This window comes from Vibrio mytili (assembly GCF_049563345.1).
Lineage (GTDB): Bacteria > Pseudomonadota > Gammaproteobacteria > Enterobacterales > Vibrionaceae > Vibrio > Vibrio mytili.
The window spans coordinates 2,379,054-2,397,467 of sequence record NZ_CP110481.1 but is presented as its reverse complement, the minus strand read 5'-3'; the positions used below and the strand labels follow the sequence as shown (position 1 = coordinate 2,397,467).

Annotated in this window: 15 protein-coding genes; 14 read left to right on the top strand and 1 reads right to left on the bottom strand. The window is 45.2% G+C overall.

The window, feature by feature from the left end; all coding sequences use genetic code 11:
- Positions 1 to 5 precede the first annotated feature (5 nt).
- Complete coding sequence (gene acpS, locus ONE56_RS10945) at positions 6 to 386, top strand: holo-ACP synthase (protein WP_041153846.1); 381 nt, start codon at positions 6 to 8, stop codon at positions 384 to 386.
- 145 nt (positions 387 to 531) lie between these two features.
- On the opposite strand, the gene barA is transcribed toward acpS, so the two are convergent.
- On the bottom strand, positions 532 to 3,333 hold the full coding sequence (gene barA / locus ONE56_RS10940; RefSeq protein WP_331439110.1) for a two-component sensor histidine kinase BarA: 2,802 nt from the start codon (positions 3,331 to 3,333) through the stop codon (positions 532 to 534).
- Between the two features lie 190 nt (positions 3,334 to 3,523).
- On the opposite strand from barA, the gene rlmD reads away from it, so the two are divergent.
- The 13 genes from rlmD (at position 3,524) to rpoS (ending at position 18,410) form a co-directional block, all read left to right on the top strand.
- Positions 3,524 to 4,849: a 23S rRNA (uracil(1939)-C(5))-methyltransferase RlmD gene (gene rlmD, locus ONE56_RS10935; RefSeq protein ID WP_423839864.1), complete on the top strand. Its 1,326-nt coding sequence runs from the start codon at positions 3,524 to 3,526 to the stop codon at positions 4,847 to 4,849.
- Between the two features lie 126 nt (positions 4,850 to 4,975).
- Positions 4,976 to 7,195 carry a GTP diphosphokinase gene (gene relA / locus ONE56_RS10930; protein WP_423839863.1) on the top strand — a complete coding sequence of 740 codons (2,220 nt, stop codon included), beginning with the start codon at positions 4,976 to 4,978 and terminating at the stop codon, positions 7,193 to 7,195.
- 367 nt (positions 7,196 to 7,562) lie between these two features.
- On the top strand, positions 7,563 to 8,366 hold the full coding sequence (gene mazG, locus ONE56_RS10925) for a nucleoside triphosphate pyrophosphohydrolase (RefSeq protein WP_331439108.1): 804 nt from the start codon (positions 7,563 to 7,565) through the stop codon (positions 8,364 to 8,366).
- Positions 8,367 to 8,619: 253 nt separating this feature from the next.
- Positions 8,620 to 10,260, top strand: a complete 1,641-nt coding sequence (locus tag ONE56_RS10920) for a CTP synthase (RefSeq protein WP_041153850.1) — start codon at positions 8,620 to 8,622, stop codon at positions 10,258 to 10,260.
- Between the two features lie 82 nt (positions 10,261 to 10,342).
- A complete protein-coding gene (gene eno, locus ONE56_RS10915) occupies positions 10,343 to 11,644 on the top strand; it encodes a phosphopyruvate hydratase (RefSeq protein ID WP_005383785.1) in 1,302 nt (433 codons plus the stop codon).
- A 681-nt stretch (positions 11,645 to 12,325) separates the two neighbouring features.
- Entirely contained in the window at positions 12,326 to 12,607 is a 282-nt protein-coding gene (gene ftsB / locus ONE56_RS10910; RefSeq protein ID WP_041156882.1) for a cell division protein FtsB, read from the top strand.
- Between the two features lies 1 nt (position 12,608).
- Positions 12,609 to 13,313, top strand: coding sequence for a 2-C-methyl-D-erythritol 4-phosphate cytidylyltransferase (gene ispD, locus ONE56_RS10905; protein WP_423840509.1), 705 nt, complete (start codon positions 12,609 to 12,611; stop codon positions 13,311 to 13,313).
- Between the two features lie 17 nt (positions 13,314 to 13,330).
- A complete protein-coding gene (ispF, locus tag ONE56_RS10900) occupies positions 13,331 to 13,807 on the top strand; it encodes a 2-C-methyl-D-erythritol 2,4-cyclodiphosphate synthase (protein WP_423839862.1) in 477 nt (158 codons plus the stop codon).
- A 73-nt stretch (positions 13,808 to 13,880) separates the two neighbouring features.
- Positions 13,881 to 14,924 carry a tRNA pseudouridine(13) synthase TruD gene (gene truD / locus ONE56_RS10895; protein WP_423839861.1) on the top strand — a complete coding sequence of 348 codons (1,044 nt, stop codon included), beginning with the start codon at positions 13,881 to 13,883 and terminating at the stop codon, positions 14,922 to 14,924.
- Positions 14,924 to 15,700, top strand: a complete 777-nt coding sequence (gene surE / locus ONE56_RS10890; RefSeq protein ID WP_423839860.1) for a 5'/3'-nucleotidase SurE — start codon at positions 14,924 to 14,926, stop codon at positions 15,698 to 15,700. The genes truD and surE overlap by 1 nt, the downstream gene beginning before the upstream one ends.
- Positions 15,700 to 16,326 (top strand): protein-L-isoaspartate(D-aspartate) O-methyltransferase, encoded by a 627-nt coding sequence (locus ONE56_RS10885; protein WP_041156879.1) that lies wholly within the window; start codon positions 15,700 to 15,702, stop codon positions 16,324 to 16,326. The genes surE and ONE56_RS10885 overlap by 1 nt, the downstream gene beginning before the upstream one ends.
- Positions 16,327 to 16,378: 52 nt before the next feature.
- Positions 16,379 to 17,344 carry a peptidoglycan DD-metalloendopeptidase family protein gene (locus ONE56_RS10880; protein ID WP_052481566.1) on the top strand — a complete coding sequence of 322 codons (966 nt, stop codon included), beginning with the start codon at positions 16,379 to 16,381 and terminating at the stop codon, positions 17,342 to 17,344.
- Between the two features lie 79 nt (positions 17,345 to 17,423).
- Positions 17,424 to 18,410 (top strand): RNA polymerase sigma factor RpoS, encoded by a 987-nt coding sequence (rpoS, locus tag ONE56_RS10875; protein WP_423839859.1) that lies wholly within the window; start codon positions 17,424 to 17,426, stop codon positions 18,408 to 18,410.
- Positions 18,411 to 18,414 lie beyond the last annotated feature (4 nt).

Sequence of the window (18,414 nt, the reverse complement as noted above, 5' to 3'; positions counted from 1 at the left end):
TCCTGATGGCTATTGTAGGGTTAGGTACCGACATCGCAGAAATTGAACGTATTGAAAAAGCACTGAGCCGAAGTGGTGAAGCGTTTGCTCAACGGATTTTATCAGAAACCGAAATGGCCAAGTTTTCATTGCTCAAACAAAAAGCTCGCTACCTTGCTAAACGTTTTGCGGTAAAAGAGGCAGCTTCTAAAGCATTGGGAACAGGAATCGCGAAGGGAGTGACATTCCACGACTTCACCGTTTGCAATGATGCGCTAGGCAAGCCTGTTGTTACACTCTCTGGCGTCGCGAAACAAATGGCCGCTCAGATGGGGGTGAAGCATATTCACTTGTCGATATCAGATGAACGTCATTATGCCGTTGCGACGGTGATTTTCGAGTCGTAAGTCATATCATTGGTGTTAAATAACGGCTCATTCTCGATGGTCAAACGTGGTTGATAACGTCGTTAACTTCTCATTGCTATGATGTGCGGATAGGAATAAAAAACCAGAGCCACATTTCACGCTCTGGTTTTTTGTGTAAGCCTAGTTACTGAGCTAGGTACAATTTTGCTGTAGTGGTCACTTTAATCATCTCATCTTGTAACTCGAACATTTCAGGTTCCACTTCTTCGATGGTTGCACCTGAGCGCAGTGCTTTTTCAAGTGTCGCGCATAAAGTTTTCAACCTTGGAACTCCGCAATAAGAACTGCTGCCATGCAGTTTGTGAACCAAATGAATCAAATCATCACGAGAGAAATGACTGTCTTCTAACGCTTGCTCGACCGCGCTATCCACTTCTGGGATAAAATCGACCAACATCTGTAGCATTTCTTTGGCTAAATCTTCCTTGTTGGCGCTTTGTTTTAGCGCGGCTTGCCAATCGATAATGATATCTTGTTGCTCATTGCCCGTACTTACTGATTTTTTGCTGTCTTGAACATCAACATAAGAAGGCGCGATCTTATCAATTGTTTCTGAGCAAGCATTCGGGTTCCAGTGCATCAATACTTGCTGTAGTACATGTTCCTCAATCGGCTTGGTTAGGTAATCATCCATTCCTGCTGCCAGTAAGCGCTCCCGTTCTCCCTCCATCGCGTGTGCAGTCACGGCAATAACAGGCGTATCTTTGTTGAGTTCCAGCTGCTTAATATGTTTACACGCGGTGACGCCATCCATTTGTGGCATTTGGATATCCATGAAAATTAAATCGTATTTCTTTTCGGTCGCGAGGTTGACCGCTTGTTGCCCATTGGTGCAAGAGGTGACCGTTTCAACGCGTTCTTTTAGTAGGGCGGCGATCAGTTTTAAGTTGGCTGGGTTATCGTCGACGGCTAAAACTGTTAATGGCAGCCGCTCTTCTTCCTGCGTCGAAATAATGGGAGCCATTAATGCTTGAGGTGACTCGATATGTTCGCTAATTAAGCTTTGTAATAGCTTTCTTCGCGATATTGGCTTGGTCAGACACTGAACGTTATGCTCGATCATGATTTGATCGGCAAGCGCTAGCTCGGTACTTGGTGTTCCCATAATGACACTCGGTGCGAAATGTTTGGCTTGCTCTATGAGCGCGGACACCGATTGTTCGTCGTAAGTTTGATTGGCCGCCAGATTAAGTACGACGTAGTCATATTGCTCATCATTGTCTGGCAAAGTTGGTCGGTAGGTCACGATGACGCCTTCTTGACCTAACAGCTGCTGAGTGACGGAGGCGGCTTGCATATTTGGCTCAACCAACAGTAATTGCTTGTTCGTTAACAGCTCCAAATCGAGCAGTTCGCTCATCGGCATGTCGGTCGCATGGAGATGTAAGGTAAACCAGAACGTAGATCCTTGGTGAAGGCGACTGGTCAAGCTGATTTCGCCCCCCATTTGACTCACCAACTTCTGGGTGATGACCAACCCAAGCCCTGTGCCACCATAGCGGCGTGAAATGCTGGCATCGGCTTGGCTAAAGGCTTGGAATAGCTGAGCTTGTTGACGTTCAGAAATACCGATCCCTGTATCTCGCACCATAAACTGTAACTCTACAGAATCATCGACTTGTGAACGCATCTCGACACTAATATCAATGTTGCCGCGTTCGGTAAATTTGATGGAGTTCCCAACCAAATTAGTCAATACCTGTTGAATACGTAGGGGGTCACCGATTAAACCTGACGGTATTTTCGGATCGATTTTGAGGGTAATTTCGAGTCCTTTCTCGTGTGCGCTGGTCGCTTGCAAACTAATGACTTCTTCTAAGCTCTCTCGGAAATCGAACGGAATGTTTTCCAATGCGAGCTTACCAGCTTCAAGCTTCGAAAAGTCGAGAATGTCATTAATGATATTTAATAGGTTATTTGCTGATTTTTCAATGGTTTGAAGGTAATCGGTTTGGCTGTTTGAAAGGTGTGTCTTTAGCATTTGACGAGTAAAGCCAATTACGCCATTCAGTGGCGTACGCAATTCGTGCGACATGTTTGCCAGGAATTCTGACTTAACCCGAGCGGCTTCCTGAGCTCGTTTCTTAGCAATGTCTAATTCGACGTTCTGAATTTCTAACTGTTCTAAGGTTTCCCGTAGATCTGAAGTCGCTTGGTCTATGCTGTGTTGCATCTCCATATGGTATTCAGACAATGAAACTGCCATGGCGTTAATGCCGTTTTTCAGTTGATCCAGCTCGCCGTGCATTTTTCCTTCAATCCGCACATCCAAATGCCCCCGACGAATGCGGTCGACGACGTTTTTCATATGGGTGATGGGTTGAGTGACATCATGCATCAGGCGAGAGGCAAAGACACTGGCAAGGCCGAGGCCTAAAATAAGAACTAAAAAGGCAGAAAAGATTTCTTGGTATTGCTGCAGGCGCAGAGAAGATAAGTCTAATTCGACCGCAATGTAACCAATCGCTCTGGTACCTTGATCTTGATGGGAAAGTTCTGAGCTAGAGTAACCGTCAGTTAAAATGGGAACACGTAATATTAAAGAGTGATCGTAGGTTTCAGAGTCACCAAGCTTAGGTATCGGTTTGTCCTTGGGGAACATCAGAGCTTCAAAGTTCGGATGGAAGTTTGATGTCACAAACAATTCATGATGAGAATCAAACACCGCGATACTACGCACTAGCTTAGAGTTCTTGCGGTGCGCGTAACTGATTAAGCGGCGGACGGATTCGCGGCTTTCAGACAGTAAATGTTCTTCGCTAGCGATCGCAAGTGGCTCAATGATGCTGTTGCCGGTTGTGATGACTTGTTTCTCAAGATCTTGGTAGCGGTTAAATGAGAAAAAACCGCTCAGTAATAAGCCAATAATGAGAGTAGGGGCGAGAGTTAGTGTTATCACACGAGCTCGTAAGCCATATCTGGTCATGTTATCTAATTACATCGGAGTCTGGATATGGGAAAATAACGCACTAATGTTCCACTCCATAGAGTGAGGGAACAGAAGAGTGACGTCATCGAATAAACGATAAGCATAATCAAGTCACTCGAATCACACAACGGCTGCAGTCAATAATAGTGAAGCTGTAGGGCAATTAGACACAAATCAGGCACAGAGCATGGCACGTATTTTTCAACCCAAAAAGAAAACTCAACTTAACACTCGCCATCAATCGGTGCTGGTGGAGCGTTTGGATCATCAGGGTGCTGGTATTGCATACCTCAAGAAAAAGCCACTATTTATCGATGGAGCACTACCTAACGAGGAAGTCGTGACTCAATTGGTGGAAGAAAAAAGTAAGTTTGCTCGTGGTAAGCTGATCAAAATACTCAAACCGAGTGAGGCGCGAGTTACGCCTTTCTGCCCTTACTATGATGAATGTGGCGGATGTGACCTGCAACATTTGGATTATGACCAACAATTGACGTACAAACAGCAGACGCTGCGTCAGTTAATGCGAAAATTCGCAGGCAGTGATATTGAGCTTGATGCACCTGTGTTGGGCGAGGGCTTAGGTTACCGTCGCCGAGCTCGAGTTAGCTTGTTTGTCGATAAGAAAACACGCCAGTTGCAATTTGGCTTTCGTAAAAAGCAGAGCAAACATATCACTCAGGTGACAGACTGTGCCGTATTAGCCCCGGCTTTAAATACGTTACTGCCTGAAATATACGCTATTTTGAAAACATTTAAAAAACCTGAACAGTTAGGACATGTTGAGCTCGTTTTGGGTGACAATGGTCCTTGTATTACTTTACGTCACATGAGTAAGCTGACTGAGCTTGAAGTGAACGCATTACGTGAGCTTGCGAAACGTCACCAGGCATCACTGTATCTGATGCCAAAGGCCGATCAACTTGATCTAATTGAAGGGCAGCCCCCTTTCTATCAAGAGGCCGGGGTCAAAGTGCCATTTACGCCTAACAACTTTATTCAGGTTAACCAAGCGATAAACCGTCAAATGGTCGAGCAAGCCATCTTATGGTTAGATACACAATCAAGCGATCGAGTGCTGGACTTGTTCTGTGGCCTCGGTAACTTCAGCTTACCGATAGCAAAGCTGGTTCAACAGGTGGTCGGCGTCGAAGGCGTGGCGGACATGGTCGACAAAGCAGCAAATAACGCATTATTGAACCAAATCAATAACGCGCAGTTTTATCACGCTAACCTTGAACAGGATTTTGAAGGGCAAGATTGGGCCAACGCGCATTTCGACAAAATACTCCTCGATCCAGCCCGAGCTGGGGCGAGTGGGATCGTCGATCAAGTTTCACAGTTCGGGGCACAGCGTGTAGTTTATGTTTCTTGTAATCCTGCTACCCTTGCAAGGGACAGTCAGAGCTTACTAGAGCAAGGCTACAAATTAACCCGATTAGGTATGTTAGACATGTTCCCTCATACCAGTCATTTAGAATCAATGGCCTTGTTTGAGAAAATTGATGCTTAGTGAGAGACGAACGAATATTTAGGCCTTTACTTGTGGTGGGTCAAAAAACAGCGTTCAGCACTGATGAAAGAACGAATTTGGACGGTAATAGTCAAACCACACGAATATAATAATTAGGACGATGAAATGGTTGCGGTAAGAAGCGCACATTTAAACCAAAATGAACAGTTTGAACTTGAGCAATGGGTGGCTAGCCTAGGGCAAGAGAAAAGCATAGCAAAGCGCTTAATCGAGGTGTATCGGGATTGTCAAACCATCTTGATCGATCACGAACAAGCCGAACTGCTGCTTTGGCGCGGTCGAGAAATGATCGAAATCTTGATCACGTTATCGATGGACAAAGCGACGCTCGTCGCTGCACAACTGTTCCCTTTAGTTTCAAGTGGTGCTTTTGACAGAGAGCTGCTAGAAGAAAAATACAGCAAAGAAATCATCAAGCTGATTGATGGTGTTGAGGAAATGGCGGCCATTGGCCAGCTGAACGTCAATATGGAAGGCAGTGCTGCATCGTCTCAGGTCGACAATGTGCGTCGTATGTTGCTTGCCATGGTTGATGACTTTCGTTGCGTGGTTATCAAGCTAGCAGAACGAATTTGCAACCTGATCGAAGTGAAAAAGGCGCCTGATGAAGTTCGACGCGCTGCGGCGAAAGAGTGTGCCAATATTTATGCGCCGTTGGCTAACCGTCTTGGTATCGGTCAGCTCAAATGGGAAATCGAAGATTACGCCTTCCGTTATCAGCAACCCGATACGTACAAGCAAATTGCGAAGCAGTTAGCCGAGCGACGTATTGTCCGTGAGCAATACATCAAAGATTTCGTTGATGATCTTACTCAGGAAATGCAAGTTTCAGGCATTAATGCCGAAGTGAGTGGGCGTCCGAAGCATATCTACAGTATCTGGCGTAAAATGCAGAAGAAGAGCTTGGCATTTGATGAATTGTTTGACGTTCGAGCGGTACGTATCATTGCCGACAAACTGCAAGATTGCTATGCAGCATTAGGCGTTGTCCACACCAAATACAAGCATTTGCCAAGCGAGTTTGATGATTACGTCGCAAACCCGAAACCCAATGGTTACCAGTCGATTCATACCGTGATTCTCGGCCCTGAAGGGAAAACCATCGAAATTCAGATTCGTACCAAGCAAATGCATGAGGAATCGGAACTCGGTGTTGCTGCTCACTGGAAATACAAAGAAGGGGCAACAGTCCGTAGCGGCTACGATGAGAAAATTACTTGGTTACGCAAATTGCTTGATTGGCAAGAAGAGATGTCTGATTCCGGTGAAATGCTGGATGAGCTTCGCAGTCAAGTATTTGATGATCGTGTTTACGCGTTTACCCCGCGTGGAGATGTGGTCGACTTACCGATGGGAGCAACGCCATTAGACTTTGCCTACCATATCCACTCAGAAGTGGGCCACCGTTGTATTGGTGCCAAAGTGGGCGGACGAATTGTTCCCTTTACCCATAAGCTTCACATGGGAGACCAAGTTGAAATCATCACTTCAAAAGAGCCAAATCCGTCGCGTGATTGGTTAAACCCTTCACTGGGCTTTGTCCATTCCGGTCGTGCACGTGCCAAGATCAACGCCTGGTTCCGTAAACAAAGCCGTGAGAAAAACCTAGAAGCGGGCAGAGAAATTCTCGAGCACGAACTGGTTAAAATTGGCGCGACAATGAAAGATGCCGAGCGGTATGCGCTGCAGCGCTTCAACGTCAAATCGGCCGATGAGCTGTTTGTCGGTGTGGGCAGTGGTGATCTACGTATTAACCAGATCATCAATCACATCAACGCACTGGTCAACAAACCAACCGCGGAAGAAGAAGATCAACAAGCGCTCGAAAAACTTAAAGAAGCCGGACAGAAAACGCCAGCGCACAGCCGCCCTAAGAAAGATGCGGTAGTCGTAGAAGGTGTTGATAACTTAATGACGCACCTCGCTCGTTGTTGTCAACCCATACCTGGTGATGAAATTTGTGGTTACATCACTCAAGGACGAGGTATATCCGTTCACCGCAGTGACTGCGAGCAGTTAGAGGAACTTCGTCATCACGCGCCAGAGCGGATCATAGATACCGTCTGGGGAAGTGGTTTTGTTGGTTCTTATATTCTTACCGTTCGTGTAGAAGCGATGGAGCGAGGCGGTTTGCTCAAAGACATCACCACCTTGTTTGCCAACGAAAAAATCAAAGTAACCAGCATGAAGAGCCGTGTCGATTATCGTCGTCAGTTAGCCATCATGGACTTTGATCTCGAAGTGACCAATATCGAGGTTCTTTCTCGCGTGTCGAAACGGGTTGAGCAAATAAAAGATGTGATGACGGTGAAACGTCTCGGCTAAAACTCTCTTCATAGTTATTGTTGTAGCGTTGTTGACTGCACGCACTCGCTCCATCACATGGTGAACCATGCTCAGGAGTCTCGTTTGTTTGTCGCCTAGCTACAACTTCAACTATTTAGAGAGTTGCGCATATGTCTCATTTGGCTTTCTAACTGCGTTGGTTTCACTTTTTCCGGAATGCCGGCCCAGGCTCATCACATAGGCAAGCTATGCTCAGGAGTCTTACAAGATTACCGCCTTGTTAGAAGAACCCACTACTTAGCAAAAATAGAGATATGAAAAATTATAAGGTGAGTGGTGATGCTGCTCGCCTTTTTGTTTTTAGGAATCCTGATTTAAAGGAACATTTTGTTTTAAGGGAAAGTATATGAACCATCCAATTGAACAGCTTGAAGCGATTATGGCGCAGTTGCGTGATCCAGAGAGTGGTTGTCCGTGGGATCTGAAGCAGACTTTTGACACCATTGTGCCGCATACGCTAGAAGAAACGTATGAAGTTGTCGATGCAATTCAGAATCGCGATTGGCCCAACCTCAAAGAAGAACTGGGTGATTTGCTGTTTCAGGTGATTTTTTATAGCCAGTTGGCGAAAGAACAGGAACTGTTTGATTTTTCAGATGTAGTGGAAACGGTTAATGAAAAACTGACTCGACGCCATCCGCACGTTTTTTCCGACGTTACTTTCGACTCTGACGATGAAATTAACGCCAATTGGGAAGCGGAAAAAGCAAAAGAAAAAGTTCAAGTAGGCAAACAAGAAGAAAGTATCCTAGACTCAATACCAAATGCGTTACCGGCACTTTTACGTGCTACAAAAATCCAAAAAAAATGTGCGAGAGTCGGGTTTGATTGGGACTCTCTCGGCCCAGTAGTGGCTAAGGTGCACGAAGAGATTGATGAGGTGATGGAAGAGGCTTTACAAGTCGAAGTCGATGAGGAAAAAGTCGCATTAGAGCTGGGGGATTTATTATTTGCCACAGTTAATTTGGCTCGTCATTTAGGTCAAAACCCTGAAGTGGCGTTGGGCAAGGCCAATCTAAAGTTTGCTAAGCGCTTTAAGCAAGTGGAGTTGAAAGTAGCCTGTTCTGGTAAAGAATTGAACGATTGTAGTTTGTCTGAGCTTGATGCGTTTTGGAATGAAGTCAAAGCTGAAGAATCGAGACAAAATTAAATTGCATTATTATTTATGAGACAAGCGGTTGTTTATGAATGTTTTTTATGAGAAAAGTTATTGGTTTTGAGACCGGTTTGACTCGTCACCCATCTTAGGGGGTTACTTTCTCTCTGCTCACTTTGATTTGAAGCAAAAAATAAAAAATTGCACTGTGATAGATTTCACGTTGTGGCGGTAAGGAGCTTCTGGTATATTTATCTCCCGTCCAGAAGCACTCCATTTCCCTCATTCAACCAATTTCAGGTTAAACATGACGACAAATTACATTTTTGTTACTGGCGGGGTTGTATCCTCTCTAGGTAAAGGTATTGCAGCAGCATCTCTTGCGGCTATTCTAGAAGCTCGTGGTCTTAAAGTGACTATGATGAAGCTTGACCCTTACATCAACGTTGATCCGGGCACAATGAGCCCAACTCAACACGGTGAAGTGTTCGTCACGGAAGATGGCGCAGAGACTGACCTTGACCTTGGTCACTACGAGCGTTTCATCCGCACCAAAATGACTAAGCGTAACAACTTCACTGCTGGTCGTGTTTATGCCGACGTACTTCGTAAAGAACGTCGTGGTGATTACCTAGGCGCAACCATTCAGGTTATCCCTCATATCACTAATGCTATCAAAGACCGTGTTATCGCTGGCTCCGAAGGTCACGATGTGGCTATCGTTGAAGTAGGCGGTACTGTCGGTGATATCGAATCACTCCCATTTATGGAAGCGATCCGTCAATTGGCTGTTGAGCTAGGCCGTGAGCGCGCAATGTTCATGCACTTAACGCTAGTACCTTACCTAGCGGCTGCTGGTGAAGTAAAAACTAAGCCGACTCAACACTCAGTTAAAGAGCTGCTTTCTATTGGTATTCAGCCTGACATCTTGGTGTGTCGTTCAGACCGTGCGATTCCAGCCAATGAACGTAAGAAGATTGCGCTATTCTGTAACGTGTCAGAAAAAGCCGTGATTTCAATGAAGGATGTAGATTCGATCTACAAGATCCCGCAATTGATTAAGTCTCAAGGTCTTGATGATTTAGTCTGCACTCGTTTTGGTATTAATGCGCCAGAAGCTGACCTGTCAGAATGGGAACAGGTTATCTATGAAGAAGCCAACCCAACGGGTGAAGTGACCATCGGCATGGTCGGTAAGTACATTGAACTGCCAGATGCGTACAAGTCGGTTAACGAAGCGCTTAAGCATGCAGGTTTGAAAAACCGTTTGAATGTCACTATTAAGTACGTTGACTCACAAGATATTGAAACCCGTGGTGTCGAACTGCTAGAAGGTTTAGATGCGATTCTTGTTCCTGGTGGTTTCGGTGATCGCGGTGTAGAAGGTAAAATCCTTGCGGCTCAATATGCTCGCGAAAACAAAGTACCATACCTTGGCATTTGTCTAGGTATGCAAGTTGCCCTTATCGAATACGCACGTAACGTTGCGGGTATGGAAGGAGCACATTCAACAGAATTTAACAAAGAGACCAAGTATCCTGTGGTAGGTTTGATCACAGAGTGGGTCGATGAAGAAGGTAACGTAGAAGAGCGTACCGAAAAATCTGACCTTGGTGGTACTATGCGTCTTGGTTCACAGCTTTGTCACCTAACCAAAGGAACAAAAGCGTACGAATTATACGGCAGTGCGACGATTCATGAGCGTCACCGTCATCGTTATGAAGTGAACAATGTTCTTCGTCCTAAAATTGAGAAAGCAGGGCTAAAAGTCTCTGGTTTGTCTGCGGACAAAAAACTGGTGGAAATGATCGAAAACCCTGCACACCCATGGTTTGTAGCGGCGCAATTCCACCCTGAATTCACATCGACGCCTCGCGATGGTCACCCATTGTTTGCAGGCTTCGTTAAAGCTGCGGGTCAATTCTCACGCGGTGAATTCGAGAAGTAAGCAAAAGGATACGGGTGGCGGAGAAGGTTGTTCTGCTACCCTTTAAAATTGACATTTATATTTGAAACGAGAGGAAACATTAATGTCTAAGATCGTTAAAGTTCTAGGTCGTGAAATCATCGACTCACGTGGTAACCCAACTGTAGAAGCTGAAGTACACCTAGAAGGCGGTTTCGTAGGTATGGCAGCAGCTCCATCTGGTGCTTCTACTGGTTCTCGCGAAGCTCTTGAGCTACGTGACGGTGACAAAGCACGTTTCCTAGGTAAAGGTGTTCTTAAAGCTGTTGAAGCTGTAAACGGCCCAATCGCTGAAGCTCTAGTTGGCAAAGACGCTAAAGACCAAGCTGCAATCGACGCAGTAATGATCGAACTAGACGGCACTGAAAACAAATCTAAATTTGGTGCTAACGCAATCCTAGCGGTTTCTCTAGCAAACGCAAAAGCTGCAGCAGCAGCGAAAGGCATGCCTCTATACGAGCACATTGCTGAGCTAAACGGCACAGCTGGTCAATTCTCTATGCCTCTACCAATGATGAACATCATCAACGGTGGTGAGCACGCAGACAACAACGTTGACATCCAAGAGTTCATGATCCAACCAGTTGGTGCTAAGACTCTTAAAGAAGGTCTACGTATTGGCGCTGAAGTATTCCACAACCTAGCTAAAGTTCTTAAGTCTAAAGGTTACAGCACTGCAGTTGGTGACGAAGGTGGTTTCGCTCCTAACCTTAAGTCTAACGCTGAAGCTCTAGAAGTTATCGCAGAAGCTGTTGCAGCTGCTGGTTACGAACTAGGTAAAGACGTGACTCTTGCTATGGACTGTGCAGCATCTGAGTTCTTCGACAAAGAAGCTGGCATCTACAACATGAAAGGCGAAGGTAAAACTTTCACTTCTGAAGAGTTTAACCACTACCTAGCTGAGCTAGCTAACCAATTCCCAATCGTTTCTATCGAAGACGGTCTAGACGAGTCTGACTGGGATGGCTTCAAGCACCAAACTGAACTACTAGGTGACAAGCTTCAACTAGTAGGTGACGACCTGTTCGTTACTAACACTAAGATTCTTGCTGAAGGTATCGAGAAAGGCGTTGCTAACTCTATCCTTATCAAATTCAACCAAATCGGTTCTCTAACTGAGACTCTAGCTGCAATCAAGATGGCTAAAGATGCAGGTTACACAGCAGTAATCTCTCACCGTTCTGGCGAAACTGAAGATGCAACTATCGCTGACCTAGCGGTAGGTACTGCTGCAGGTCAAATCAAAACTGGTTCTATGAGCCGTTCTGACCGTGTTGCTAAGTACAACCAACTAATCCGTATCGAGGAAGCTCTAGGTGAGCGCGCTCCTTTCAACGGTCTTAAAGAAGTGAAAGGCCAAGCTTAATTCTTCATGAATTAATATTGGTTCTGTAAACTTTAAAACCCTCGCTTCGGCGGGGGTTTTTGTTTATAAGCAGGTATTAGATACTGAAATTTAAGAGCGTTGAGCCGCTCTGACTGTGTTGCTGCCACACTTAAAAGAAAGCAACCAACTAATCCGTATCGAGGAAGCGCTAGGTGAGCGCGCTCCCCCATTTTTACAAGAAAGCGGTCTTAAAGAAGTGAAAGGCCAAGCTTAATTCTTCATGAATTAATATTGGTTCTGTAAACTTTAAAACCCTCGCTTCGGCGGGGGTTTTTGTTTATAGGCAGGTATTAGATACTGAAATTTAAGAGCGTTGAGCCGCTCTGACCGTGTTGCTGCCACACTTAAAAGAAAGCAACCAACTAATCCGTATCGAGGAAGCGCTAGGTGAGCGATCTCCCCCATTTTTACAAGAAAGCGGTCTTAAAGAAGTGAAAGGCCAAGCTTAATTCTTCATGAATTAATATTGGTTCTGTAAACTTTAAAACCCTCGCTTCGGCGATTTTGTTTTGGATATTCTAGATACGGTGTATGTCTCTTTCTTTCGATTTTCCTGTGAGGAGTCTGTGAGTCTCCCTTTCTCCCCTAGAGGCAAACTCGCATTTATGCTATATATGTCTCCCTATTTAACTCCTTCCGGCACAGAATATTAGCAGCGATATGCGAATCTTTGTTTTAGTCCTCACGTTACTGTTTGGCTTACTTCAGTACACGCTATGGTTTGGTAAAAACGGCGTGTCTGATTACTACACTGTAAAAGATGAAATTGAAGTTCAACAGCAAGTGAACAGCAAGCTACAAGCGCGCAATAACGAAATGTTCGCTGAAATTGATGATCTTAAGCAAGGTATTGATGCAATTGAAGAAAGAGCGCGTCATGAACTTGGTTTGGTAAGAGAAGGTGAGACGTTCTATCGCATCATCGGTGAAGAAGATGAGTAATATGTCAGACGTCATCCCATCTCATGTTGCTATCGTGCCTGCTGCTGGTGTTGGTAGCCGAATGAAGGCAGACCGCCCGAAGCAATACTTATTAGTCGCAGGTAAAGCGGTGCTGGAACATACCGTAGAAAAACTGCTATCTCATCCGAATATCTCAAAAGTAGTGGTCGCGATTACCGAAGGTGACCCCTATTATCCGGAGCTGGCAATTGCAAACCACCCTGATGTGATTCGTGTTGATGGTGGAAGTGAAAGAGCCGACTCTGTGCTCTCCGGTCTGCGTTACGTCAGTACACAACGTTTGAGTGAATGGGTATTGGTTCATGATGCAGCAAGACCTTGTGTATCGATTTCCGATATTGATCGGTTGATTGAAGTTTGCAGTACTCACCCCATTGGTGGCATTTTGGCTGCACCAGTCAGAGATACCATGAAACGAGCCAATTCTACACAAGGCATTGATTACACGGTAGAAAGAGAAGCATTGTGGCATGCGCTGACGCCACAAATGTTCAGAACAGAGCAGCTAACGCGTGTATTGGCTGATGCATTGCAACAAGGTATTGCCATCACAGACGAAGCGTCTGCGTTGGAATGGTTTGGCGAAGCGCCTGCTCTGGTCCATGGCCAAGCGAACAATATAAAAATTACTCAGCCAGAAGATCTTGCGTTGGCAGAGTTTTATCTAAATCGTGAACGCGGTTAAACAATAAAGGGTATAAAATGATTCGAATTGGTCACGGTTTTGATGTGCACAAGTTTGGTGGTGAAGGACCGGTTATTATCGGTGGTGTGGCAATTCCTTATGAACAAGGACTTGTTGCTCACTCTGATGGTGACGTGGTTTTACATGCATTGACGGATGCTTTACTTGGTGCGATCGCCGCTGGTGATATTGGACGCCACTTCCCCGATACCGACGATAAATGGAAAGGGGCGGATAGTCGTGAACTGTTGAAAGATGTCTATCGTCGAGTCAAAGAGCAAGGGTATCGCTTAGGCAACGCTGACATTACTATCATGGCTCAGGCTCCTAAAATGGCGCCGCATATTGATGCGATGTGTGCAACCATCGCACAAGATCTTGAAACCGATGTCAGCAATATCAATGTCAAAGCCACGACGACGGAACGCCTTGGTTTTACTGGACGCAAAGAAGGCATAGCGACGGAAGCAGTAGTGCTGCTTTTTAAGCAATAATGTATTCAAAAAATCGGTTCATCAATCAATAAGCAATTTGCTCATCTATGCTGTGAAGCAGCGGAAATACATCATGTCAGACATTTTATCTTCATTGGCTTACCTAACGGGTAAACCTGTCGCATCAGCAAAAATTAAAGCGCAACCAGAGCATTTTCAGGTGCGTGAAGACCTTGGTTTTACGTTCACTGGGCAAGGCGAGCATCTCATGGTGCGTATTCGTAAAGTCGGTGAAAATACCAGTTTTGTTGCCAACGAGCTTGCAAAAGCATGTGGCGTTAAATCGAAAGATGTCAGCTGGGCTGGACTCAAAGACCGTCATGCCGTCACAGAGCAATGGTTAAGTGTTCATTTACCGAAAGGTGAAACGCCCGACTTCAGCGCGTTTTTAGCTCAATATCCCAGCATAGAAATTATCGCTACGGATCGCCATAATAAAAAATTACGTCCTGGTGACTTAGTGGGGAACGAGTTTGTTGTAACCTTGTCTGAAGTGACAGACGTGGAAAATGTAATCCAACGTCTTGAAAAGGTGAAACAAGTTGGCGTGCCTAACTACTTTGGCGCTCAGCGTTTCGGCAATGACGGTAATAACTTGGAAGAAGCCCGTCGTTGGGGGCGTGACAATGTAAGAACTCGTAACCAAAATAAGCGCAGTTTGTATTTGTCTGCAGCTCGTTCATGGATCTTTAATCGTATCGTATCTGAGCGTTTAGATCAGGACCGATTTGGCACGTTTATCCTTGGGGATGTAGCCCAAACACCTAAAGGTAACGTGGTGGTTGACGGAGAAAACATTGCCGCTCTGCAGCAGCAATGTTCTGACGGAACAGCAGCAATTACGGCTGCATTAGCGGGAGATAATGCCTTACCGACTCAGGCGGACGCTTTAGCATTAGAGCAACCGTTCCTCGATGAAGAGCCTGATTTAATGGCGTTGATCCGCGGTAATCGTATGCGTCATGATCGTCGCAATATCGCTTTGAAGCCGCAAGATCTTGCTTGGTGCATTGAAGGTGACAATATTACGCTGACTTTCTCATTAGATGCGGGTTCTTTCGCTACATCGATTGTTCGTGAGTTGGTCAATGAGGTACAAGTAGAAAGAGAATACTAATGGAACTGGATTCACAACCTTCTAAACCGATAAAAGTCCTTATTAGCAACGACGACGGTGTTCATGCGCAAGGCATACATGTACTTGCTGATGAGCTCAGAAATATTGCTGAAGTAATCATTGTTGCCCCGGATAGAAATCGCTCTGGCGCTTCCAATTCGTTGACGTTAGAGCAGCCGCTGCGTATATCAGAGATAGCGCCAAACATATACTCGGTACAAGGCACGCCAACAGACTGCGTGCATTTTGCCCTGAATGAACTCATGAAAGAGGACCTACCCGATTTAGTATTAACAGGCATCAATCATGGCGCAAATTTGGGTGATGACGTGTTGTATTCTGGCACTGTCGCAGCGGCCATGGAAGGGCACTTTCTTGGTGTGCAGTCGGTGGCTTTTTCATTAGTTGGCAAGCGTCATTTTGAGTCTGCGGCAAAAATTGCTCGTCAGCTGGTGGAACAACATTTAACACGACCGATACCCACCAATCGCTTATTAAATGTGAACGTACCTGACTTACCAATAGAAAAACTTGGAGAGATCGAGGTTACTCGCTTAGGTGCGCGTCACCACGCTGAGAATATGATTAAGCAGAAAGATCCGCGAGGTCATGATATTTATTGGTTGGGGCCCCCAGGCAAAGAACAAGATGCGGGGGAAGGCACCGATTTTTATGCGATTGAACACGGTCGTGTATCAATAACACCGCTGCAGGTCGATCTCACTGCTCATGAGTCACTACGAGCTATGGATGGATGGTTAAAGGAAGAGAAGTAATGAGTAACCCACATGCTAACAGGTTGATAACCTTTCTTATCGCCAGTGGCATTAACGATCAATGTGTTTTGGATGCGATTCACCGATTGCCAAGAGAGAGCTTTGTTTCTCAAGCGATGATGCACCAAGCCTACGATAACAATGCGTTACCGATTGGTCAGGGACAAACGATTTCTCAACCTTACATCGTAGCGCGTATGACAGAGCTGTTAGAGTTGAAACGCGACAGCCGTGTATTAGAAATAGGAACGGGATCGGGTTATCAGACGGCCGTTTTGGCGCAAATCGTTGAGCACGTCTATTCTGTTGAACGGATTAAGTCGTTGCAATGGGAGGCGAAACGTCGTTTAAAACAGCTTGATATATATAATGTCTCAACCAAACACGGAGACGGTTGGCAAGGGTGGGAAGCGAAAGGTCCATTTGATGCCATTATTGTCACCGCTGCGGCTGAAGTGGTTCCCCAAGCACTGTTAGCGCAGCTAAAAGAGGGGGGCAAAATGGTGATTCCCGTAGGGAATGCTGAGCAACAACTATTAAAAATTGAACGTCAAGGTGACGAGTTCCTTTCTACCGTGGTGGAAATGGTTCGGTTTGTTCCACTAGTGGCAGGTGATTTGGCTTAAGGGTAAGGAATTGGTGAGTAAGTTATTACCGAGTATTACGTTGTTACCGAGTATTACGTTACTAAAGCGTATTAGTATTAGCTTGGTTTTCGCTGCAGGACTGATAGGTTGTGCAGCTCACTCTCCTGCACCCGTTTCCAGCTTAAATAAAGATTACTCAAGCCTTGAGAGAGGAAGCTATCGAGGAAGTTTTTATGAAGTCCAGAAAGGCGATACCCTTTATTTTATATCCTATCTCACAGATAAGGATGTAAACGATCTTGTACGTTACAATGATCTCACTAAACCTTATACCATCTATCCTGGTCAAAAGTTAAAACTTTGGGCTCCGAAATATATAGCACCAAAATATGGGCAAAAAGCCGCACCCGTTATAGCTCCGGTTGTGGCACAAACTTCTGTAGTAAAACCGTCGGTTGTTACTCCTCCAATATCGACGGTATCAAGTAAAAACTCTACCAATAAATCGGTATCAACTAAGCCTAAAGTAGAACAAAAACAGGCAGCCAAGAAGGTTGAACAATCGAAAACAAAGGAGTATGTTGGTTCAAAAGGTAGCCAAAATGTGCAGAAAAAACCACCAGTAACGGTGAAGGCTACGGCGCCGGTTACTGCCAAAAAGCCACCAGTATCAAAAGCAAATAATGAGCAGGTATCTAAGTGGTTGTGGCCAACAAAAGGGAGAGTAATCAAGAACTTTTCAGCAGGAGAACAAGGAAATAAAGGCATAGACATCGCAGGACAGCGTGGTCAGCCTGTCGTTTCAACTGCTGCAGGCACCGTAGTTTACTCGGGCAATGCGTTAAGAGGTTATGGTAACCTCATCATATTGAAGCACAATGATCATTACTTGAGCGCATATGCACATAACGACAAACTGCTGGTGTCAGAAGGACAGAGTGTGAAAAGTGGACAGAAAATTGCGACTATGGGTAGTTCTGGCGCAAAATCAGTCAAGCTGCACTTTGAAATTCGCTACCAAGGTAAATCCGTCAATCCAAAGCGCTATTTACCTTAAAACTTTGAAAACAACTTGCGAAACTATTTAGCGACATATTGAGTTGTCATGTCTTGCTATCTCGCCAGGGGGAGGCGTTATGAGTATCAGCAACACAGTAACCAAAGTTGAAGAGTTTGAATTTGACGACGAGTCAGTGAAGACCGTTGCCAGTAAACTCCGAAAATCACCATCCACCGAAGCAAAAAGCACTGCTCGTGAAGAATTTGATGCAAGCAGTAAGAGCTTAGACGCAACTCAGTTGTATTTAGGCGAAATTGGCTTCTCACCATTACTTACCGCAGAAGAAGAAGTATTGTATGCTCGCCGCGCGCTGCGTGGTGATGAGGCTGCTCGCAAGCGAATGATAGAAAGTAATCTACGCTTGGTTGTAAAGATCTCTCGTCGTTATAGCAATCGTGGTTTAGCACTACTAGATCTGATTGAAGAAGGGAACTTAGGTCTTATTCGTGCGGTAGAAAAATTCGATCCAGAACGAGGATTTCGTTTCTCAACCTACGCTACTTGGTGGATTCGTCAAACCATAGAGCGTGCGTTGATGAATCAAACCCGTACCATTCGTTTACCTATTCATGTCGTCAAAGAGTTAAATATCTATCTGCGCACCGCGCGTGAACTATCACAAAAGCTCGATCACGAACCAACTGCCGAAGAGATTGCCGCTCAATTGGAAATTCCAGTCGAAGATGTCAGCAAGATGCTTCGACTTAACGAGCGGATTAGCTCAGTTGATACACCGATTGGTGGTGATGGCGAGAAAGCGTTGCTTGATATTATTCCAGATGGAAATAACTCCGATCCTGAAGTGTCTACTCAGGATGATGATATTAAGTCTTCGCTGATTCATTGGCTTGAAGAGCTCAACCCTAAGCAAAAAGAAGTGCTTGCACGTCGTTTCGGACTCCTAGGTTATGAGCCATCAACTCTGGAAGAGGTAGGACGTGAAATTGGATTAACTCGCGAACGTGTACGTCAGATCCAAGTAGAAGGGCTACGTCGTTTACGTGAAGTTCTGGTTAAGCAAGGTCTGAACATGGAAAACTTGTTTAACGTGGAAGATGATTAAGATC

Coding starts and splice junctions, on each gene's coding strand:
- acpS (WP_041153846.1), top strand. CDS start 6: ATGGCTATTGTAGGGTTAGGTACCGACATCGCAGAAATTGAACGTATT.
- rlmD (WP_423839864.1), top strand. CDS start 3,524: ATGGCACGTATTTTTCAACCCAAAAAGAAAACTCAACTTAACACTCGC.
- eno (WP_005383785.1), top strand. CDS start 10,343: ATGTCTAAGATCGTTAAAGTTCTAGGTCGTGAAATCATCGACTCACGT.
- ONE56_RS10885 (WP_041156879.1), top strand. CDS start 15,700: ATGAGTAACCCACATGCTAACAGGTTGATAACCTTTCTTATCGCCAGT.
- ftsB (WP_041156882.1), top strand. CDS start 12,326: ATGCGAATCTTTGTTTTAGTCCTCACGTTACTGTTTGGCTTACTTCAG.
- barA (WP_331439110.1), bottom strand. CDS start 3,333: ATGACCAGATATGGCTTACGAGCTCGTGTGATAACACTAACTCTCGCC.
- relA (WP_423839863.1), top strand. CDS start 4,976: ATGGTTGCGGTAAGAAGCGCACATTTAAACCAAAATGAACAGTTTGAA.
- ispF (WP_423839862.1), top strand. CDS start 13,331: ATGATTCGAATTGGTCACGGTTTTGATGTGCACAAGTTTGGTGGTGAA.
- surE (WP_423839860.1), top strand. CDS start 14,924: ATGGAACTGGATTCACAACCTTCTAAACCGATAAAAGTCCTTATTAGC.
- ONE56_RS10920 (WP_041153850.1), top strand. CDS start 8,620: ATGACGACAAATTACATTTTTGTTACTGGCGGGGTTGTATCCTCTCTA.
- ispD (WP_423840509.1), top strand. CDS start 12,609: ATGTCAGACGTCATCCCATCTCATGTTGCTATCGTGCCTGCTGCTGGT.
- mazG (WP_331439108.1), top strand. CDS start 7,563: ATGAACCATCCAATTGAACAGCTTGAAGCGATTATGGCGCAGTTGCGT.
- truD (WP_423839861.1), top strand. CDS start 13,881: ATGTCAGACATTTTATCTTCATTGGCTTACCTAACGGGTAAACCTGTC.
- rpoS (WP_423839859.1), top strand. CDS start 17,424: ATGAGTATCAGCAACACAGTAACCAAAGTTGAAGAGTTTGAATTTGAC.